The organism is Rhodanobacter sp. BL-MT-08 (assembly GCF_054161255.1).
This window is the reverse complement of the sequence record NZ_CP167872.1, coordinates 1939789-1955403: the sequence shown is the minus strand read 5'-3', so window position 1 is coordinate 1955403 and position 15615 is coordinate 1939789. Positions and strand designations below refer to the sequence as shown.

The 15615-nt window shown below is 61.7% G+C and carries 12 protein-coding genes and 1 CRISPR repeat array; of the genes, 1 reads left to right on the top strand and 11 read right to left on the bottom strand.

Annotation, left to right across the window (positions count from 1 at the left end):
• Nucleotides 1–91: 91 nt before the first annotated feature.
• Genes ACDK93_RS08580 through surE form a run of 3 tightly spaced genes read right to left on the bottom strand, consistent with a single transcriptional unit; the run spans nucleotide 92 to nucleotide 2196 of the window.
• Nucleotides 92–700, bottom strand: a complete 609-nt coding sequence (locus ACDK93_RS08580; RefSeq protein WP_458072175.1) for a YqaA family protein — start codon at nucleotides 698–700, stop codon at nucleotides 92–94.
• Nucleotides 700–1395, bottom strand: a complete 696-nt coding sequence (locus tag ACDK93_RS08575) for a protein-L-isoaspartate(D-aspartate) O-methyltransferase (protein WP_458072174.1) — start codon at nucleotides 1393–1395, stop codon at nucleotides 700–702. Before ACDK93_RS08575 ends, ACDK93_RS08580 begins: the two co-directional genes overlap by 1 nt.
• Nucleotides 1396–1398: 3 nt before the next feature.
• Complete coding sequence (surE, locus tag ACDK93_RS08570; RefSeq protein WP_458072173.1) at nucleotides 1399–2196, bottom strand: 5'/3'-nucleotidase SurE; 798 nt, start codon at nucleotides 2194–2196, stop codon at nucleotides 1399–1401.
• A gap of 153 nt (nucleotides 2197–2349) precedes the next feature.
• Here surE and ACDK93_RS08565 point away from each other — a divergent pair, with 153 nt between their 5' ends.
• On the top strand, nucleotides 2350–2895 hold the full coding sequence (locus tag ACDK93_RS08565; RefSeq protein ID WP_458072172.1) for a Smr/MutS family protein: 546 nt from the start codon (nucleotides 2350–2352) through the stop codon (nucleotides 2893–2895).
• Nucleotides 2896–2952: 57 nt separating this feature from the next.
• A CRISPR array of direct repeats spans nucleotides 2953–6615; the repeat unit is 32 nt; unit sequence GTTTCTATCCACGCGCCTGCGTGAGGCGCGAC.
• 183 nt (nucleotides 6616–6798) lie between these two features.
• On the opposite strand, the gene cas2 is transcribed toward ACDK93_RS08565, so the two are convergent.
• From cas2 to truD, 8 genes are all read right to left on the bottom strand, one after another.
• Nucleotides 6799–7089, bottom strand: a complete 291-nt coding sequence (gene cas2 / locus ACDK93_RS08560; RefSeq protein ID WP_458072171.1) for a CRISPR-associated endonuclease Cas2 — start codon at nucleotides 7087–7089, stop codon at nucleotides 6799–6801.
• A 6-nt stretch (nucleotides 7090–7095) separates the two neighbouring features.
• Entirely contained in the window at nucleotides 7096–8136 is a 1041-nt protein-coding gene (gene cas1c, locus ACDK93_RS08555) for a type I-C CRISPR-associated endonuclease Cas1c (protein WP_458072170.1), read from the bottom strand.
• Between the two features lie 6 nt (nucleotides 8137–8142).
• Nucleotides 8143–8772, bottom strand: a complete 630-nt coding sequence (gene cas4, locus ACDK93_RS08550; RefSeq protein WP_458072169.1) for a CRISPR-associated protein Cas4 — start codon at nucleotides 8770–8772, stop codon at nucleotides 8143–8145.
• 14 nt (nucleotides 8773–8786) lie between these two features.
• A complete protein-coding gene (cas7c, locus tag ACDK93_RS08545) occupies nucleotides 8787–9668 on the bottom strand; it encodes a type I-C CRISPR-associated protein Cas7/Csd2 (RefSeq protein ID WP_458072168.1) in 882 nt (293 codons plus the stop codon).
• Nucleotides 9665–11461 carry a type I-C CRISPR-associated protein Cas8c/Csd1 gene (gene cas8c / locus ACDK93_RS08540; RefSeq protein ID WP_458072167.1) on the bottom strand — a complete coding sequence of 599 codons (1797 nt, stop codon included), beginning with the start codon at nucleotides 11459–11461 and terminating at the stop codon, nucleotides 9665–9667. The genes cas7c and cas8c overlap by 4 nt, the downstream gene beginning before the upstream one ends.
• Complete coding sequence (cas5c, locus tag ACDK93_RS08535) at nucleotides 11458–12129, bottom strand: type I-C CRISPR-associated protein Cas5c (RefSeq protein ID WP_458072166.1); 672 nt, start codon at nucleotides 12127–12129, stop codon at nucleotides 11458–11460. The genes cas8c and cas5c overlap by 4 nt, the downstream gene beginning before the upstream one ends.
• A 57-nt stretch (nucleotides 12130–12186) precedes the next feature.
• Nucleotides 12187–14472 carry a CRISPR-associated endonuclease Cas3'' gene (locus tag ACDK93_RS08530; protein WP_458072165.1) on the bottom strand — a complete coding sequence of 762 codons (2286 nt, stop codon included), beginning with the start codon at nucleotides 14470–14472 and terminating at the stop codon, nucleotides 12187–12189.
• Between the two features lie 92 nt (nucleotides 14473–14564).
• A complete protein-coding gene (truD, locus tag ACDK93_RS08525; protein ID WP_458072393.1) occupies nucleotides 14565–15605 on the bottom strand; it encodes a tRNA pseudouridine(13) synthase TruD in 1041 nt (346 codons plus the stop codon).
• Nucleotides 15606–15615 lie beyond the last annotated feature (10 nt).

Sequence of the window (15615 nt, the reverse complement as noted above, 5' to 3'; positions counted from 1 at the left end):
CGGTCGATTCAAGGTCGTTCCATTCATGGTGGGCAGCATACCGAGGCACCATCCTTTTTTCATACCAGCTCGCGACATCAGCAAACGTCGCTCAACGCAGCCACACCCACCAGACCAGCAGCAGGGCGAGCAGCACCAGCGCGGTCCAGCCGATCCACTCGATATATTTGTGCAAGATGCGTTCGGCACGCTCGCCGAAAAGGCGAATCAGCAGCGCCAGCAGCCACACCCGCTTGCCGCGCCCGAGTCCGATGCAGGCGAGGAACGGCAGCACCGGTACGCCGATGATGCCGCAGGCCCAGGTCACGAACTTCATCGGCACAACCGGCTGCAGCGCCGCCAGAATAAGCACGCCGAACAGACCCCACTGGTGCTGCGCCATCTGCTGGCGCAGCACGGCCACGCCCTGCTCGATCGGCGCCAGAAAATGCAGCGAATCGAGCACCGGTCGCAAGGCCTGAAACGCCCAGTGACCGAGCGAGTATCCGACCAGTGCACCAAGCAGCGAAAACAGCAGGCTCAGGTTGGCGAAGTGAAAAGCCTTGTGCCGCTTGCCCAGCATCATCGGCGCCAGCATCACCTCCGGCGGAATCGGGAAGATGAAGGCTTCGACGAAGCTCAATCCGCAAAGGTAGTAAATCGCTTTCGGGCTGCGCGCCCAGACCAGCGCCTGAGCGTAGAGTTTTCCAAACAGACGCATCAGCCGATCCCGCCTAATAAGGGTACGAAGCTCACCGGGCCCAGTTCTTCCTGGATGAAATCGCCTGCGCCATCGCCGCGCATGCGGATCAGCGTCTGACTGCTGGCCGAACCGACGGGCGCCACCAGCACCCCGGTGGGCGTGAGCTGGTCGAGGATGCGCGTGGGAATCGTATCGCCTGCCGCGGTGAGGATGATGGCGTCGAACGGCGCCTCATCCGGCCAGCCGAGCTTGCCGTCGTCGTGCTTGGAACGCAGATTGGTGATGCCCAGCTGGCGAAAGCGCCGGCGCGCCTGGCGCAGCAGCTCCTCGATCCGCTCGACCGTGAAAAGCTCCGGCACCAGCGCCGCGAGCACGGCGGCCTGGTAACCCGAGCCGGTACCGATCTCCAGCACCTTCTTCGGCATGCCCTGCTTGGCGTCGAAATGTTCCAGCAGCACCTCGGTCATGCGTGCCACGACCCACGGCTGCGAAATGGTCTGCCCATGGCCAATCGGGAGCGCGGTGTTTTCGTAGGCGCGCGAGTGCAGCGCCTGATCGATGAAGTGATGACGCGGCAGGTCGCGAATTACCTGGATCACCCGCGAGTCGCGAATGCCGCTCTCTTTCAGGCTCACGGCCAGGCGATCGCGCGCGCGCTGCGATGTCATGCCCTCGCCTTTCAACTCCGACGCCGGCAGTCGATAAACGGTCATCGCTTAGACCACCTCGTGCGTGGCGGTGCGATCGCGCTTCACGCTGTCGCTCAAGTCCTCGATCCAGCTGCTGACTTTTTCCAGCGCCTGAAAACGGGTGAGGTCGACGTGGATCGGCGTGACCGAGATAAAACCGCGCTGCACCGCGTTGAAATCGGTGCCGGGACTGTCGTCATCCACCTCGCCTGCCGGGCCGATCCACCAGATCGGCCGACCGCGTGGATCGGTCTGCGCTACCGACGGCGCGGCACGATGGCGGCGGCCAAGACGGGTCACTTCAAAACCCTTGATTTCCGCCCACGGCCGATCCGGCACGTTGACGTTGAGTATCGTGTCCGCCGGCAGCGGATCGACCAGCAGGCGCTGCATCAGCAGCAGCACGGCCTGCGCCGCGGAGTCATAGTGCTGGCCGTTGTGATCCTTGCTCACCAGCGACACCGCAATGGCGGGCAGCCCGAGGAAACGGCCTTCCATTGCGGCGGACACCGTGCCGGAGTAGATCACGTCGTCGCCGAGATTGGCCGAGTTGTTGATGCCGGAGACGACGATATCGGGCTCTTCATCGAGCAGGCCGGCCAGCGCCAGATGCACGCAGTCGGTCGGCGTGCCGGCTACGCGGAAATAGCCGTTGCCCATCGGCAGCACGCGCAGCGGCGAATCCAGCGTCAGCGAATTGCTGGCGCCGGAGCGGTCGCGATCGGGCGCCACCACGGTTACTTCGCCGACCTCGCGCAGGCGCTCGGCAAGCACGTGGATGCCGGGGGCATCCACACCATCATCGTTACTGACCAGAACTCGCATGCTGCTCCGTTGAAAGCTGGGCGGGGCGTGGCGCGATGACCGCGATATGCCTCAACCGTTGAAGTCTACCGGAGCGAGTGCCGGGATTCACACGCCTTCGGCTGCGACCATGAGCATTCGCACCATCGCACGCGCTTTGGTTAGCATGGGAACATGAAGCGCCGCGCATCCACACCGATCAATGACGACGACAGCCGACTGTTTCGCGAGTCGATCGGTGAGGTGCGCAAGCTCAACTCGGTCGCTGCGCCACCGACTGCTCCCAAACCCGAGCCGCATCCGCACATGTTCGAAGCGGACGAGGCGGCGGTGCCCGGCGAGCTGCTCGACATGGCCTTCGACCCGGCCGTGCTCGAAGTTGGGGAAGAGCTCAGCTTTCTGCGCGATGGCTATTCGCCCAAGCTGCTGCGCCAGCTCAAGCGCGGCCAGTTCAGCGTGCAGGACGACATCGATCTGCATCAGATGAACGTCGCCGCGGCGCAGTCCACCATCATCATGTTTCTCGCCGAAGCCAAACAGAACGGGCTGCGCTGCGTGCGCATCGTGCACGGCAAGGGCCTGCGCTCGCGCGCCGCCGGGCCGGTATTGAAAGGGCTGACCGATCGCATGCTGCGCCGGCGCGACGATGTAATCGCCTTCGCCTCGGCGCGTCCCGCGCAGGGCGGCACCGGTGCAGTCGTTGTGCTGCTGAAAGGCTGAGCGCCTCCGATGCGTGAGGCGCGCCCGACCTCGAAGCTCGGCTCACCGAGTGGCAGGGTTTCTATCCACGCGCTTGCCTGAGGCGCGACGTGATAAGGCCGGTGGGGTCCTCTTTGCGGATCTTGTTTCTATACCACGCGCCTGCGTGAGGCGCGACCTGTCGCAATACCTCGCGAGACTAGACTGAACTCGTTTCTATCCACACACATACCTATTTCATCGGATCAGATAATGTTTCTATCCACGCGCCTGCGTGAGGCGCGACCCCCGACCGTGACCTTCATCCCTCACTAACGATGTTTCTATCCACGCGCCTGCGTGAGGCGCGACCCTGCTCGGCGCGCGCCTCCTCCTGTTTGATCTGTTTCTATCCACGCGCCTGCGTGAGGCGCGACCATGGCACTCGTTAACCCCAGTTCGACTCTAACTGTTTCTATCCACGCGCCTGCGTGAGGCGCGACGCGCGCGAATCGGCATTACTGACCCTCACCGCACTGTTTCTATCCACGCGCCTGCGTGAGGCGCGACATGGACGATATTCCATCACGGTCACGTATCAGGGTTTCTATCCACGCGCCTGCGTGAGGCGCGACGTGTACGGGTGGTGGTGTGGAGGATTTGGAACTGTTTCTATCCACGCGCCTGCGTGAGGCGCGACTCAGACCCTGGGCAGCCACACCGCCGCGCGCCATGTTTCTATCCACGCGCCTGCGTGAGGCGCGACAGCCATCCTGTGACGTAAATAAATGCCCGGTGTTGTTTCTATCCACGCGCCTGCGTGAGGCGCGACGCTTCCATAACTGGTTTCTGGTCGGCATCACCGATGTTTCTATCCACGCGCCTGCGTGAGGCGCGACCTTGATCGGCTGCACATAGGGCGATCATCCCCAATATGTTTCTATCCACGCGCCTGCGTGAGGCGCGACAACACGAAGGTTGTGTTGGCGTTCGGATCCGGGTTGTTTCTATCCACGCGCCTGCGTGAGGCGCGACTCCGCCAGTTTGCATATCTGCCCGGATTCACCACGTTTCTATCCACGCGCCTGCGTGAGGCGCGACGGCGAGTGGTAACAAGGTCGCCGGCAGCGATTCAGCGTTTCTATCCACGCGCCTGCGTGAGGCGCGACCCGAGGGATAATCTTGGTTGTGTTGGAGTGCACCAGTTTCTATCCACGCGCCTGCGTGAGGCGCGACTTGCTATTACTGCAAAGCGGGCCTGTTCATGCACCGTTTCTATCCACGCGCCTGCGTGAGGCGCGACACGCCGCAACATGCGCAACGGCGCACCCAACGCGTAGTTTCTATCCACGCGCCTGCGTGAGGCGCGACGTGCGGCCGTCCTGGTTGAAATTGCAGGTCAGGCGTTTCTATCCACGCGCCTGCGTGAGGCGCGACCAAACGGCTCGACGTAGACCGTGTGCGGTGGGAAGTTTCTATCCACGCGCCTGCGTGAGGCGCGACAAGGGTGGTGGCGTCGCGCATGTACGCCTTGATCTGGTTTCTATCCACGCGCCTGCGTGAGGCGCGACCACGTTCTCGTCGCCATGCTTCTCCATGCGCGGCGTGTTTCTATCCACGCGCCTGCGTGAGGCGCGACTCGATCCTTGGATCGACCTTGTACACGCTGACATGGTTTCTATCCACGCGCCTGCGTGAGGCGCGACATCGAGATTGCGGGCAGCCCCGACGCGGCAACAGTGTTTCTATCCACGCGCCTGCGTGAGGCGCGACCTGTCAAAATATCAATCGCGCTAATCAGATATTTGTTTCTATCCACGCGCCTGCGTGAGGCGCGACTTGATGGCGCGGCCAGTCTGGCTAGTACCATCGGGTTTCTATCCACGCGCCTGCGTGAGGCGCGACAATCTGCAATTAGGGTATTGACAGGGTAGTTGCGTTTCTCTCCACGCGCCTGCGTGAGGCGCGACTCGAGATCAGTGTACGTGTCCCATCGCTCGGCATGGTTTCTATCCACGCGCCTGCGTGAGGCGCGACTCGCTAAGGCTATGCCTATACAGGAGCCTGAGCAGGTTTCTATCCACGCGCCTGCGTGAGGCGCGACATCGCTTGCGGCGCATCGGTGTATTTGTGCGCGTAGTTTCTATCCACGCGCCTGCGTGAGGCGCGACTTCTCGGCTGGACACCAGTCGGCTACGTGGAATGGTTTCTATCCACGCGCCTGCGTGAGGCGCGACTTTTGATTGGGTCGACCTCGTTCAACTTGACATGGTTTCTATCCACGCGCCTGCGTGAGGCGCGACGAGTCAGGTTGCAGATCGATCGAGCCGGGTGCAGTTTCTATCCACGCGCCTGCGTGAGGCGCGACGCCATGCGGTCACGGGCGTTATCGGGGTCTAGGTGTTTCTATCCACGCGCCTGCGTGAGGCGCGACTTGATCTTGCTACTGTTGCGGATGCTGGTGGTGGTTTCTATCCACGCGCCTGCGTGAGGCGCGACGCATCCATGTGATCGAAAACACGCAGAGCGGCGGTTTCTATCCACGCGCCTGCGTGAGGCGCGACGTCGAGGTCGAACGCCTCCGGCATCGACTCGAGGTTTCTATCCACGCGCCTGCGTGAGGCGCGACCCACGCCGGGTATTCAGTTCGAACCAGATCACGAGTTTCTATCCACGCGCCTGCGTGAGGCGCGACGGTGTTCCAGGGCGTGCCGTCCGTCGTGCTCAGGTTTCTATCCACGCGCCTGCGTGAGGCGCGACTGCCGGCCTGGCCGCCGATGATCAGGTCGACCGAGGAGTTTCTATCCACGCGCCTGCGTGAGGCGCGACCGTACAAGCTGTTCGCGACGTCGCTCGACGAGGAGTTTCTATCCACGCGCCTGCGTGAGGCGCGACCACCATGCACACCTACAGCGGCAAGCTGCTGGAGTTTCTATCCACGCGCCTGCGTGAGGCGCGACTCGCTAGACTGATCGAATCCGTGGCGAGCATGGTGTTTCTATCCACGCGCCTGCGTGAGGCGCGACCAGCTGCGCGCGATGGATCAGGGCCAGGTTGTCGAGTTTCTATCCACGCGCCTGCGTGAGGCGCGACTGCTAGATAAGCTGATGCCGCTCGTGCTGCCGGCGTTTCTATCCACGCGCCTGCGTGAGGCGCGACTCCCCGACTACGTGCATTTTGTCACGCCGTATATGCAGGTTTCTATCCACGCGCCTGCGTGAGGCGCGACACAACGCGGAGCATGCGTGATGTTTGCCTCACTCGTTTCTATCCACGCGCCTGCGTGAGGCGCGACACCGCACGCATTCCGGAGCGCAGTGGCCAACGCCGGGTTTCTATCCACGCGCCTGCGTGAGGCGCGACCGCTGGCTGCCATTTCGGGTAGCTGACATGTCTGAGTTTCTATCCACGCGCCTGCGTGAGGCGCGACGTGCGTTCGCCCGCCTGATCCTGTGGTGCGATTCGTTTCTATCCACGCGCCTGCGTGAGGCGCGACTCGAGCTTTTCGATGATCAGCGCCCCGGTAGCATCGTTTCTATCCACGCGCCTGCGTGAGGCGCGACCGGCCACGACAGTAGCACCGCTGTTTGCTACGTTGTTTCTATCCACGCGCCTGCGTGAGGCGCGACGTTTTTTCCATACTGCTTGTTCGCTGAGTCGATGTTTCTATCCACGCGCCTGCGTGAGGCGCGACGATCTCGACGTTGCCCGAGGCGTCGCCGGCGTTGGTGTTTCTATCCACGCGCCTGCGTGAGGCGCGACCGCCCTAGCATAACCTACGGAATTTCAATGAACGAAAAGCTTGTTTGCGCGAACCATCTCTAGTTACGCGCGATTGAGTGCATTTGGATGGCAGTGAATGAACAAGGGTCGATAAAAAAACAATGACTTACCACATGCGCGAACCTGCCGGGCTTTTTTCGGTCGCTTTAGGTTCGCGGAAAGTCAGAAAACCAAGGGGCCTTTCAGGTCTAGCGCAGGCTTGGCGCCGATATGTTCCACCTTGCGCTCCCAGTGTGTGCCCAGGTAGTAGAAGCGCAGACTGTCTATTTGAGGATTGATGACATCGATCAGACGTTGCTTCAGCATCACCCAGCTCCCCGACTCGATTTCGATTTCGAATACCGAAAACTGCACGCGCTGGCCATAGTCTCGACAAGCCTTCGCTACCCGGCGCAAACGCCGCTGGCTACCGGCGTCCATCGTACTGACATCGTAGGTGACGAGTATCATCATTACCTGTCACTTCCACAGAAAAGGCGGATAAGCATCCAGATCGCCGCGCAGATGTCGTGCAAGGAGCTGGGCCTGCAGCCAAGGAAACAAACCCATGTCGGCGTTTTCCTCGATGAATGGGTGACGCAGGCTTTCGCGTTTACGCTCTTGATATGCCGTCAGTAAGGTCTTGCGCGCATCGTCTTTAAGGGTAACTGCGCCAGTTTCGCCAACGATAAAATCGCGAGCGGTCAGTTGACGCCGATTGATCAGCGACAATGCAAGCCGATCGGCAACCACCGGCCTAAACTCTTCGGCGAGGTCAAGCGCCAGACTTGGCCGTCCAGGCCGATCGCGATGTAGAAAGCCGACCGCTGGGTCCAAACCGGTGGTTTCGAGCGCCGAGCGGCAATCGTGGGTCACTAGCGTATAGAGAAAAGAAAGCAATGCATTGACGCGGTCGCGTGGGGGCCGACGATTCCGCCCGCAAAAACGAAGATCCGATTCACTCACCCGGATAAGCCGATCAAACACTTCGAAATAACGGCGTGCCGCATCGCCTTCCAGACCGCGCAATACATCGACACTTTGCTCCCGCAGCAGCCGGTCGAGGATATGACCAAGACTTTGCTGTGCCTCCTTCAATTGCTGCGTGACCAGCGGAGTGTAACTCTCGCCATGATCCCGCAACGCACGCCGCAGCACCGCCCGCTGGTTGTGAATTTTTCCTGCGAGCAAATGGCGCACCAGCAGCGCGCAGGCGGTGGGATCATCGCTGCGCCGGTATTGTTCGCGTCGCAAAAGTACGTTGCCGGCTACCGGTCCTTCCACCCTCGCCAGAAAGCGGCCGTGCATGCTGAGAAAACTGATGCTGATGCCACTGGCGGCGCAGTGCCCCATCAGGGCGGGCGTCATGACTGCGTGACCAAAGCAGACGATACCGCCCAGCATGTGGATAGGCAGTCGCGCCCGCTCGTTTTTTTCCACCTCCAGCACCACGTTCTCGCCATCCTTGCGTAGCCACGCTCCCTCGGTGGTGACATAAAGCGTGTTCAGAAGTCGGCGCATCGCAATTCACTCCTTGTCGAGCTGGCGTTGCAACCAGTTCCGAACCTGACGGCCTGCCGGCAACACCCTTGGGCGGCACAGCTCCAGCAGCGAGCAGGTATCGCACCGCGCCGGAAGGTACTGCGCCGCAGGTGTAAGGCGTTTTCCCAGCATGTCGCGTACGGCATCGATCACCTGCAACGCGAGTTCACGCAGGCCTGCATCGAACGGCACCAATTGGCGGCGACGCGTTTTGCCATAGAACAGCGCGCCTTCCGGTACGCTCACACCCAACATTTCTTCCAGACAAAGTGCCTGGGCGCAGAGCTGCACCTCGTCGGCCCGATGCGCCTTGGGGCGACCTCGCTTATACTCCACCGGGTAGGGCCGCCTCACATCGCCATCGACGCGAAATTCGACCACATCGGCAATACCGGTTATGCCAAGCTGATCGCTTGAAATCGGCAGCGCCGTAGCGGTATGAACGCCGCGACGCTTGTCACTGGCAGGCCGATCACTGCGTTCATGCAGCAGCCGTCCTTCGGCAGTGTAGACATTCTCCGCCCATATCTGCTCGAGATGGATCAGGGCGCACTGCCGCGGGCAGAACAAATAGTGCTGCAATGCCGAGATCGGGATGGCTGCTTCGTCGTGCATCAGATAACGTGACGCTAGAGCAGCTCTTGCAAGGTCACACCGACCGGCAACCGGTCGCGCGCCACATCGATCCGGTAATCGGCATACTGCCGTGCCGGCGACGCCACCTCGCCGTCTTTGCGCGTGACATTAACCAGATCGAAGAGCTGATGCGCCGGAGCATTGCCCAAGGCACTGTCATGCTTGAACACGATCAGCTTGCGTGCCGACATTTCGCCGCGCGCGGCCGAGCGGTCATGTTCGAACATATTGGTCAGCCCGCGCCACAACAGTTCCAGATCGTCTTCGGAAAACCCGGTTTTTTCCGCCAGCTTGGCCGAAACGAAACCGTGCGCCCGGTAAAGACCGTAAGGCACAATGTGTTTGCGGCCCATGGTGCGCTCCTTTTCCAGGTCCTTTTCGTTGGTCACCGCCATGCGTGTGATAGAGACTTCCATCGGCACGACAGGATCAATCGAAGTGGCGAAGGCAATCTGGATCGGACCGCGCACCTGGCCCGCATTAACCTCGGTCGTCATCACCGCACCGAACGAACGCACGTCGAAGAAGTTCTGGCACATCCAGGCCGTCAGCTCACGTGCCTTGGCTTCATCCTTGGGAAGCTTTTTGTACGCATCCTTGGCATCGGCGGGAATATCCAATGCCTTCCACGCTTTCTCGTGTTGCTGGTTGAGCACCGACTTTTCCTGCATGTAGATGGCGTGCCCTGGTGCGCCCTCTTTCTCCAGCGACACATAATTGCGCAGCTTGCGCTTGAGGCAGACATCGGTGACTAGGCCCTGATTGGTTTCCGGATCGAGCCGGGGCAAGTTGCCGGCATCGGGATCGCCGTTGGGATTGCCATTGGTAACGTCGAACAGATAGACGAATTCGTAGCGGTTGGCGATGACGCTCATGCAGCTTCTCCTTGCTCGGATGCAATTTCAGTAGTGTCCGGTCCGTCGTTGCGGCCGTAGCGCGCCTGGGACTGGTGGTAATAGCCGATGGCGAAATGGCCCTGGGCTTCGATGCGAAGGCTGCGCGGAAAGCTGGTGCCAAGCAGGTCGATGATCTCGCCGATCTCCTTCTCCAAGTTCACCGCAAGGCCTGGTTTGTCTTTGCGCAGACGGCTCAGGTGATGCTGCGCATGACGCACCAGCACCGGAAATACACTGGCCGGCGTCGCCGATGCCGCACCGTAATAGCGGTCGCGGATGGTGGCGTTGATCTGCTTGCCCAGCGCAGCGCGCTGTATATTCTCCAGCGATGAAAACAAACGCCCCAGCAGATACCCTGGGTCAGTATTGGTTTTTTCCAGACTCACAGGCATGTCCTCCGTAGTTCCCATGACACCCAGGCGGCGTTCGCGCGCCAGGATTCCCTTGCACAGCGCCACGCGTGTCCCGGAAATATCTCCGTCGGCACGCATGCGCATGATGATGTTGCCGAGCAGGCTGCGCGGATAGCGGCGCCCCGTCAGAATGGCGCGGGTCAGTTCGCCAGCCAACTGCGGCGGCACGTCCTCGCTCTTGGACTTGCCATCGCGCGTGGGCGCGGTGGCAAGCAGCAGTCGCCACACCGGTGGCGGCGTGCGCCAAGGCGATGGCTCGATACGCAGATCGGTGAAATGCTGCGCCATATGCCGGGCAAACAGGCCCAACGACTGCACTTCCCAGAAACGTATCGAAAGACGCGAGGCATTGGGCGCGAGCCCCAGCACAAAGATTTGTGTTGCGTCGTCAATATCCTCGCCCACTTGCTGCAATGGCAGTCCCTGGCTTGCCGCCTCCAAGGCAAGACGCAGCTTGCCGGTTTCCTGCGCATCATCATCCGGCGGCGGATTGAAAAAATGCTCCATCAAGTTTTCCGCAGCCTTGGCCTGTCGGGCATCGCTGGCCTGCGCCCAGAACACCACGCTGGCGTCGCCAATCTGCAAGCGCTGACGATTGTGCTCGCTGCGCCGGAGCAGATGGTTCAGTGCCGTGGTGTAGGCAAAAGCGGCCTGCTCGGACACCGGAGCGTTCTCGCCCTGGCTTTTGCCATAAGAGGCGAAGGCGTCCAGATTGAACGAAACGATCGACGCACCAGCACTTTGCGCGCCATTGACGCCCTTGATCGCTGGATGCAGCCGCGCCAGAGGCAACGATTCTCCAGTCACCAGGCATAGCCCTACTTTTGCATCGTTGCCGGCTTGCTGCTTTGACCACAGTCGTTGCGCCGCGGGCCGCTCATGCAGGTAGGCGTGTTCGCCATCAAGACGAAAAACAATATTGGTGTCCAGCATTTTCGGCAGGAAATGCGGGGCGACGAAATGCTCCGGCGTCCAGTGCTGCAGGAACGCCCGCAAGGCCTGCAACCCTTCATCGCCGTTGTCGGCTAATAATTCCCGGTGCAGAGCCTGAAAAGCCTCATGCTCCTTATCTGCACGCTTGCTGGTGGCGCTGATGCCCAGCACATAACTGGTCTTGTCCCACAAGAAATTGGACTTGATGCCGACGGTGCGTTTCTCTGGCTGCGGCACGCTCAGCACACGCGGAAGCGGCTTCTTGCCCGAGGTATCACGGATATCGTTGACCTGCACCACGCTACCGTCCGGTGCCAGAAGAATCTCGTAGGCAATGTTCTGCGAGCTGTAGCCAGGCAAGGCAACACCTTCCACCCGCTGTTCCAGCAATCGCTGGTAATAATCGTTGAGCGCTTGCAGGATCATGACTTGACCTGCTCGCCTACCAGCGATGGAACGGCGATCAGGCCATCGACCATGTGCGCGCGGAAGAAGCGGGGGCTCATGTCATCGGCGAAATCGAAGTCGTGCAGCATCCAGCCGAGATCGCGCGTGCCCGCCAGCGCCTCATGCGACGACAAATGCTGGTCGTTCTCCAGCAATTGGAAATGCGCGGGAAACTCGCGCGTGCCCAGGCAAGGCGCCTGAAAACACTGCCCCTTGCGTGCACGGCGATTGAAGATATCCAGATGCTTGCCGACCGAACCCTCCGCACCCGCCCTGTCGGTCAGCTCGAAGTGCGCGCCAATCACATAGCCCACCTCGCGAAGGACAGTGGCCGCGCGTTGCTGGCGATCCTCCTCGACGATGGCGTGCAGGCCATCCGTGCGACCGGCCTTGATCGCCTTGGCCACACTCGCAGCAGAAAGCTTGCCACCCACCTCGTTGCGACGGACCGACTCGAAACGGATCGGCTTCAAGACCTGGATCGAGTCCACCACCCAACGGATCGCCGGCTTCCAGTAAATGGCCTCCAGGATGCCGCGCGCGGCCGATGGCGTGATCACATCGTAGGAAACGCGCTCCACTTTCATCTCGGGCCGAGTGAAGCAGGCCCGCTCGCCCCAGATATGCAGTTTTATGCCGTATGCCATTGAAGCATCCCCCTCTACTCGCTTTCCTGATGGGAAAAAATTGAGCGCTACCGTGTCTCATACGATCAGGCGCTCGGCGGACAGAAACGCCGGATCATCCCAATGCAAACCGAATTTGGGATGGTAGAGATCGGGGTTGGCCAACTGCATGAATTGATCCCCGTAGCGATCCGGTCGTATCGCAACAATGGCCCCTGCTGCCAGCAACGCCTGATAGCCTTGCCGCGGCAGCTGCACCAGATAGGGCTGCAGGCGACGCGCAATCGCGCCGCAGCCCTCTGCAAACGCCAGCTCGCGCAAGGCAGTTTTCGCCTCCTGGTCGAAAGGCACGATCACGGGCAGCTGGGCGGCGTCCATGATTCGGTACTTGCTGGCCAGCGTTTCGAACGGGAGGCTTTCCGGCCGGCTCTCGCGAAGCAAGCCCATCAGATTCGGCGCATCGAGTTCCTGTGGCCCCTTCTGCCAGTACAGCAGCTTGAAGTAATCGGCGATGGCCGCCAGCGCTAGCAGATCGCCCGGGTGTTTGCGCTGCACCTCGCGGAACACTTGGGCAAACTGTTTCAATTCCGGTGGCGGCGCCCAATCGTCGCCTTGCTGGGCGAATACCAGCACCTCGCTGGATGCGCGCGAGCGGCGCCCTTCCCGATTGCAGCGGCCGGCAGCCTGGGCGATGGAATCCAGCCCGGCCTCCGCGCGCAGTACAGCCGGGAAATCGACATCGACGCCAGCCTCGATCAAGGACGTGGAAACGAGCCGGCAAGGAACGCCCACCTTAAGGTCTTCGCGTATCTCCTCTAGCACTTCACTGCGATGTCTGGCGCACATCAAGGTGGTCAGATGACGCGCACCGGTCTGATCGGCAATCGACTCGTACAAGGCGCGTGCATGGCGTCGGTTATTGACGATGCACAGCACCTGCTCGCGCCGGCGCAGCTGATCGGTAAGGGCCGCGTCGTCGAGCACACCGGCGTGACGTACGGAAACACGCCGGAACGACTCGTACAACCCATGCGGATCGGGCGCCAGCTCGCGCACGCCGCTGAGGCCTTCGCGAAAGCCATCGCCCGCCGTCAACGCGGGCTGGGTGGCGGTGCACAGCAAGATGCTGGTGCGATAGTTCAGGGCCAGCTCGCCGATCATCGCCACGGTTGGCCGCAGCAGCTTCAGCGGCAGGGTTTGCGCTTCGTCAAGGATCACCACGCTGCCGGCTATATTGTGCAGCTTGCGGCAACGCGCGGGACGGTCGGCGAACAGGCTTTCGAAAAACTGCACCGCCGTGGTGACAATGACCGGCGCATCCCAGTTCTCCATCGCCAGGCGCAACTTTTCCTTTGACTGCGGCGCACGATCCGGGTTGTCCACAAACGCGCTGTGATGCTCCAGCACAGCCTCGTCGCCCAGATCGCCAAACGCCTGGCGAAACACGGCGGCGTTCTGCTCGACGATGCTGGTAAACGGGATCACAAAGATCACCCGGCGCAGGCCGTGGCTGATGGCGTGATCCAGGGCAAAAGCCAACGAGGCCAGTGTCTTGCCCCCGCCAGTCGGTACGGTAAGTGAAAACAGCCCCGGGTCCAGCGCGGCTTGTTCGCGCACATGGCCCAGTATTTTTCCGCGCAGCACGTTGACCGTGCCCTCGCGGGAAAAACCAGCAAGGTGGCGATCGAGCTGCGCACGCAGCGCCTCCAGCGTGGGGCGTTTGGCGGTGCGCGCCGAACGCTTGCCCTGTAACGCGCGATAGAAGTTTTCCGTATCAATGAAATCGCTGTCGACAAGGCAGGAAAAAAGCATGCGGCCCAGCATGGCCTGCTGGAAACCCCAGCGATCGGGCAGCCTGGTAAAGCCCGCCGGTGGCGACAGCTCGCTCATGGCAGGCAGAGCGATCTCGCGTTCCCACTGCGGCAACAGCTCATACTCTGGACTGGTCTCCAGGCGCTGCTTGAGGGGGCTGCGCTTGAGCGAATCCGTAAAAGCGCCGTCGGCCAGTCCGGCATGATGCCCTGCGATCCCGTACGCCAACAGACGCCCAAGCGCGCCGTAACGCTGGCAAGCGATGCGCGCGCCCCAGGTGGCGTGATCCAGGCGCGAAAACTGACCGCAAAGCCGCATTTGAAATTCACGGGTGTACTTGCCAAGGTCGTGCAACAACCCTGCGATACGCGCGAGCGGCCCAGCCCCAAACCAAGCCGCGCGACTGGCGGCAAGTTCCCCGACAGATAGCAAATGTTCCTGAAGCGATTGCCAGTCGCCCTTGTCCTCGCGCTCGGTGGAGTGAGCAAAGAACTGCGCCGCCGCAAGCGATTCGCCCGAACACGAATCGGCTATAGAACCCTTATCGTCCATTTCGGCCCCCATTACGCATTTCTCTATGCGGACGGGCCATGCTAACTCAGGCTAATCTCACCAGCCGAGACTGCACCTTTACTTGATAGCAGTCAGCTCTGTGCCAGTTCGCGCATCACCACGGTGGCGTACGCGCCGGCCGGCAGCTCGAAGGAAAGCTCCAGTGCCTCGTCATCGAGCCAGCGCCATTTCAGATCCGTCGGTACCAGCCGCAGTGGGCGGCGCTCCTGATCCATGCGAGCGGCGACCAGACCGGCGGCCAGATCGCGGTAACTTTCGGCGATGGATTGCTCCAGTGCGCCGGCGACATCCTTGCTAGGCAGCTCGCCCTGTCCCCACAGCGGTCCGGACGGATGGATGTCCAAACGCGCCAGCCGTTCGGCCAGCACATCATTGAAGGGCTCCGGCCCGAACCAGGAGCGCGAACCGGCCAGCGCCCAGATCTCGCCATCGAGCGGCGTATCCCACGCCTGTTTTTCGACGCGCGCGGCCAGCACGCTGTTGAATATCTGCGAACGGGCGGCGGAAAGCAGGAACGAGCGCTTGTCGCGCTCCACGCGGCGCCCGGCGAACATCGCGCGCGCCTGCGCCACATTGCCGCCTTCGCGACCGAAGCGCTGCTCGCCGTAATAATTAGGCACGCCGCGCTTGGCGATCTGCTGCAATACGCGCTCGGCGGCCTCGCGGTCGCCCTGCACCTGGCGCAGAACCAGCACAAACCTGTTGCCGCGCAGCGCGCCGCGCTTGAGCTTGCGCGAATGCCGCGTGGCGGCCAGCACTTTCACCTCGACATGCGGGAAAGTCGACCAGTCCGGATCGGGCTTGCCCGCCAGCTGCACGGAAAACGTCTGCCGCGTCACCGCGTGCCGATCCTTCATGCCGGCGTAGCCCACAGCGACCTGCGATACGCCGGCGAATTTCGCCAGCTCTCTGGCCACCCAGTCGGTGTTTGCCCCGCGTTTTTCCACCCACAGCAGCGCATGTTCGCCCTGGCCGTCGGCGTCGTAACCGAGCACTTCCTCGACCCGGAAATCGTCGGGCGTGCTGCGCAGTTGTGCCTTCAGCGGCGGTGCGCCGTAAGCCCACGGCAGCGGCGCGTTGATCGATGCGCTGTCGGCGGAATCGCGCGGCATTGCTTCAACG

Bases quoted from the DNA above. Each gene is read 5' to 3' on its own strand.
- ACDK93_RS08580 (WP_458072175.1), bottom strand. From the start codon at position 700: ATGCGTCTGTTTGGAAAACTCTACGCTCAGGCGCTGGTCTGGGCGCGC.
- ACDK93_RS08575 (WP_458072174.1), bottom strand. From the start codon at position 1,395: ATGACCGTTTATCGACTGCCGGCGTCGGAGTTGAAAGGCGAGGGCATG.
- surE (WP_458072173.1), bottom strand. From the start codon at position 2,196: ATGCGAGTTCTGGTCAGTAACGATGATGGTGTGGATGCCCCCGGCATC.
- ACDK93_RS08565 (WP_458072172.1), top strand. From the start codon at position 2,350: ATGAAGCGCCGCGCATCCACACCGATCAATGACGACGACAGCCGACTG.
- cas2 (WP_458072171.1), bottom strand. From the start codon at position 7,089: ATGATGATACTCGTCACCTACGATGTCAGTACGATGGACGCCGGTAGC.
- cas1c (WP_458072170.1), bottom strand. From the start codon at position 8,136: ATGCGCCGACTTCTGAACACGCTTTATGTCACCACCGAGGGAGCGTGG.
- cas4 (WP_458072169.1), bottom strand. From the start codon at position 8,772: ATGCACGACGAAGCAGCCATCCCGATCTCGGCATTGCAGCACTATTTG.
- cas7c (WP_458072168.1), bottom strand. From the start codon at position 9,668: ATGAGCGTCATCGCCAACCGCTACGAATTCGTCTATCTGTTCGACGTT.
- cas8c (WP_458072167.1), bottom strand. From the start codon at position 11,461: ATGATCCTGCAAGCGCTCAACGATTATTACCAGCGATTGCTGGAACAG.
- cas5c (WP_458072166.1), bottom strand. From the start codon at position 12,129: ATGGCATACGGCATAAAACTGCATATCTGGGGCGAGCGGGCCTGCTTC.
- ACDK93_RS08530 (WP_458072165.1), bottom strand. From the start codon at position 14,472: ATGGACGATAAGGGTTCTATAGCCGATTCGTGTTCGGGCGAATCGCTT.
- truD (WP_458072393.1), bottom strand. From the start codon at position 15,605: ATGCCGCGCGATTCCGCCGACAGCGCATCGATCAACGCGCCGCTGCCG.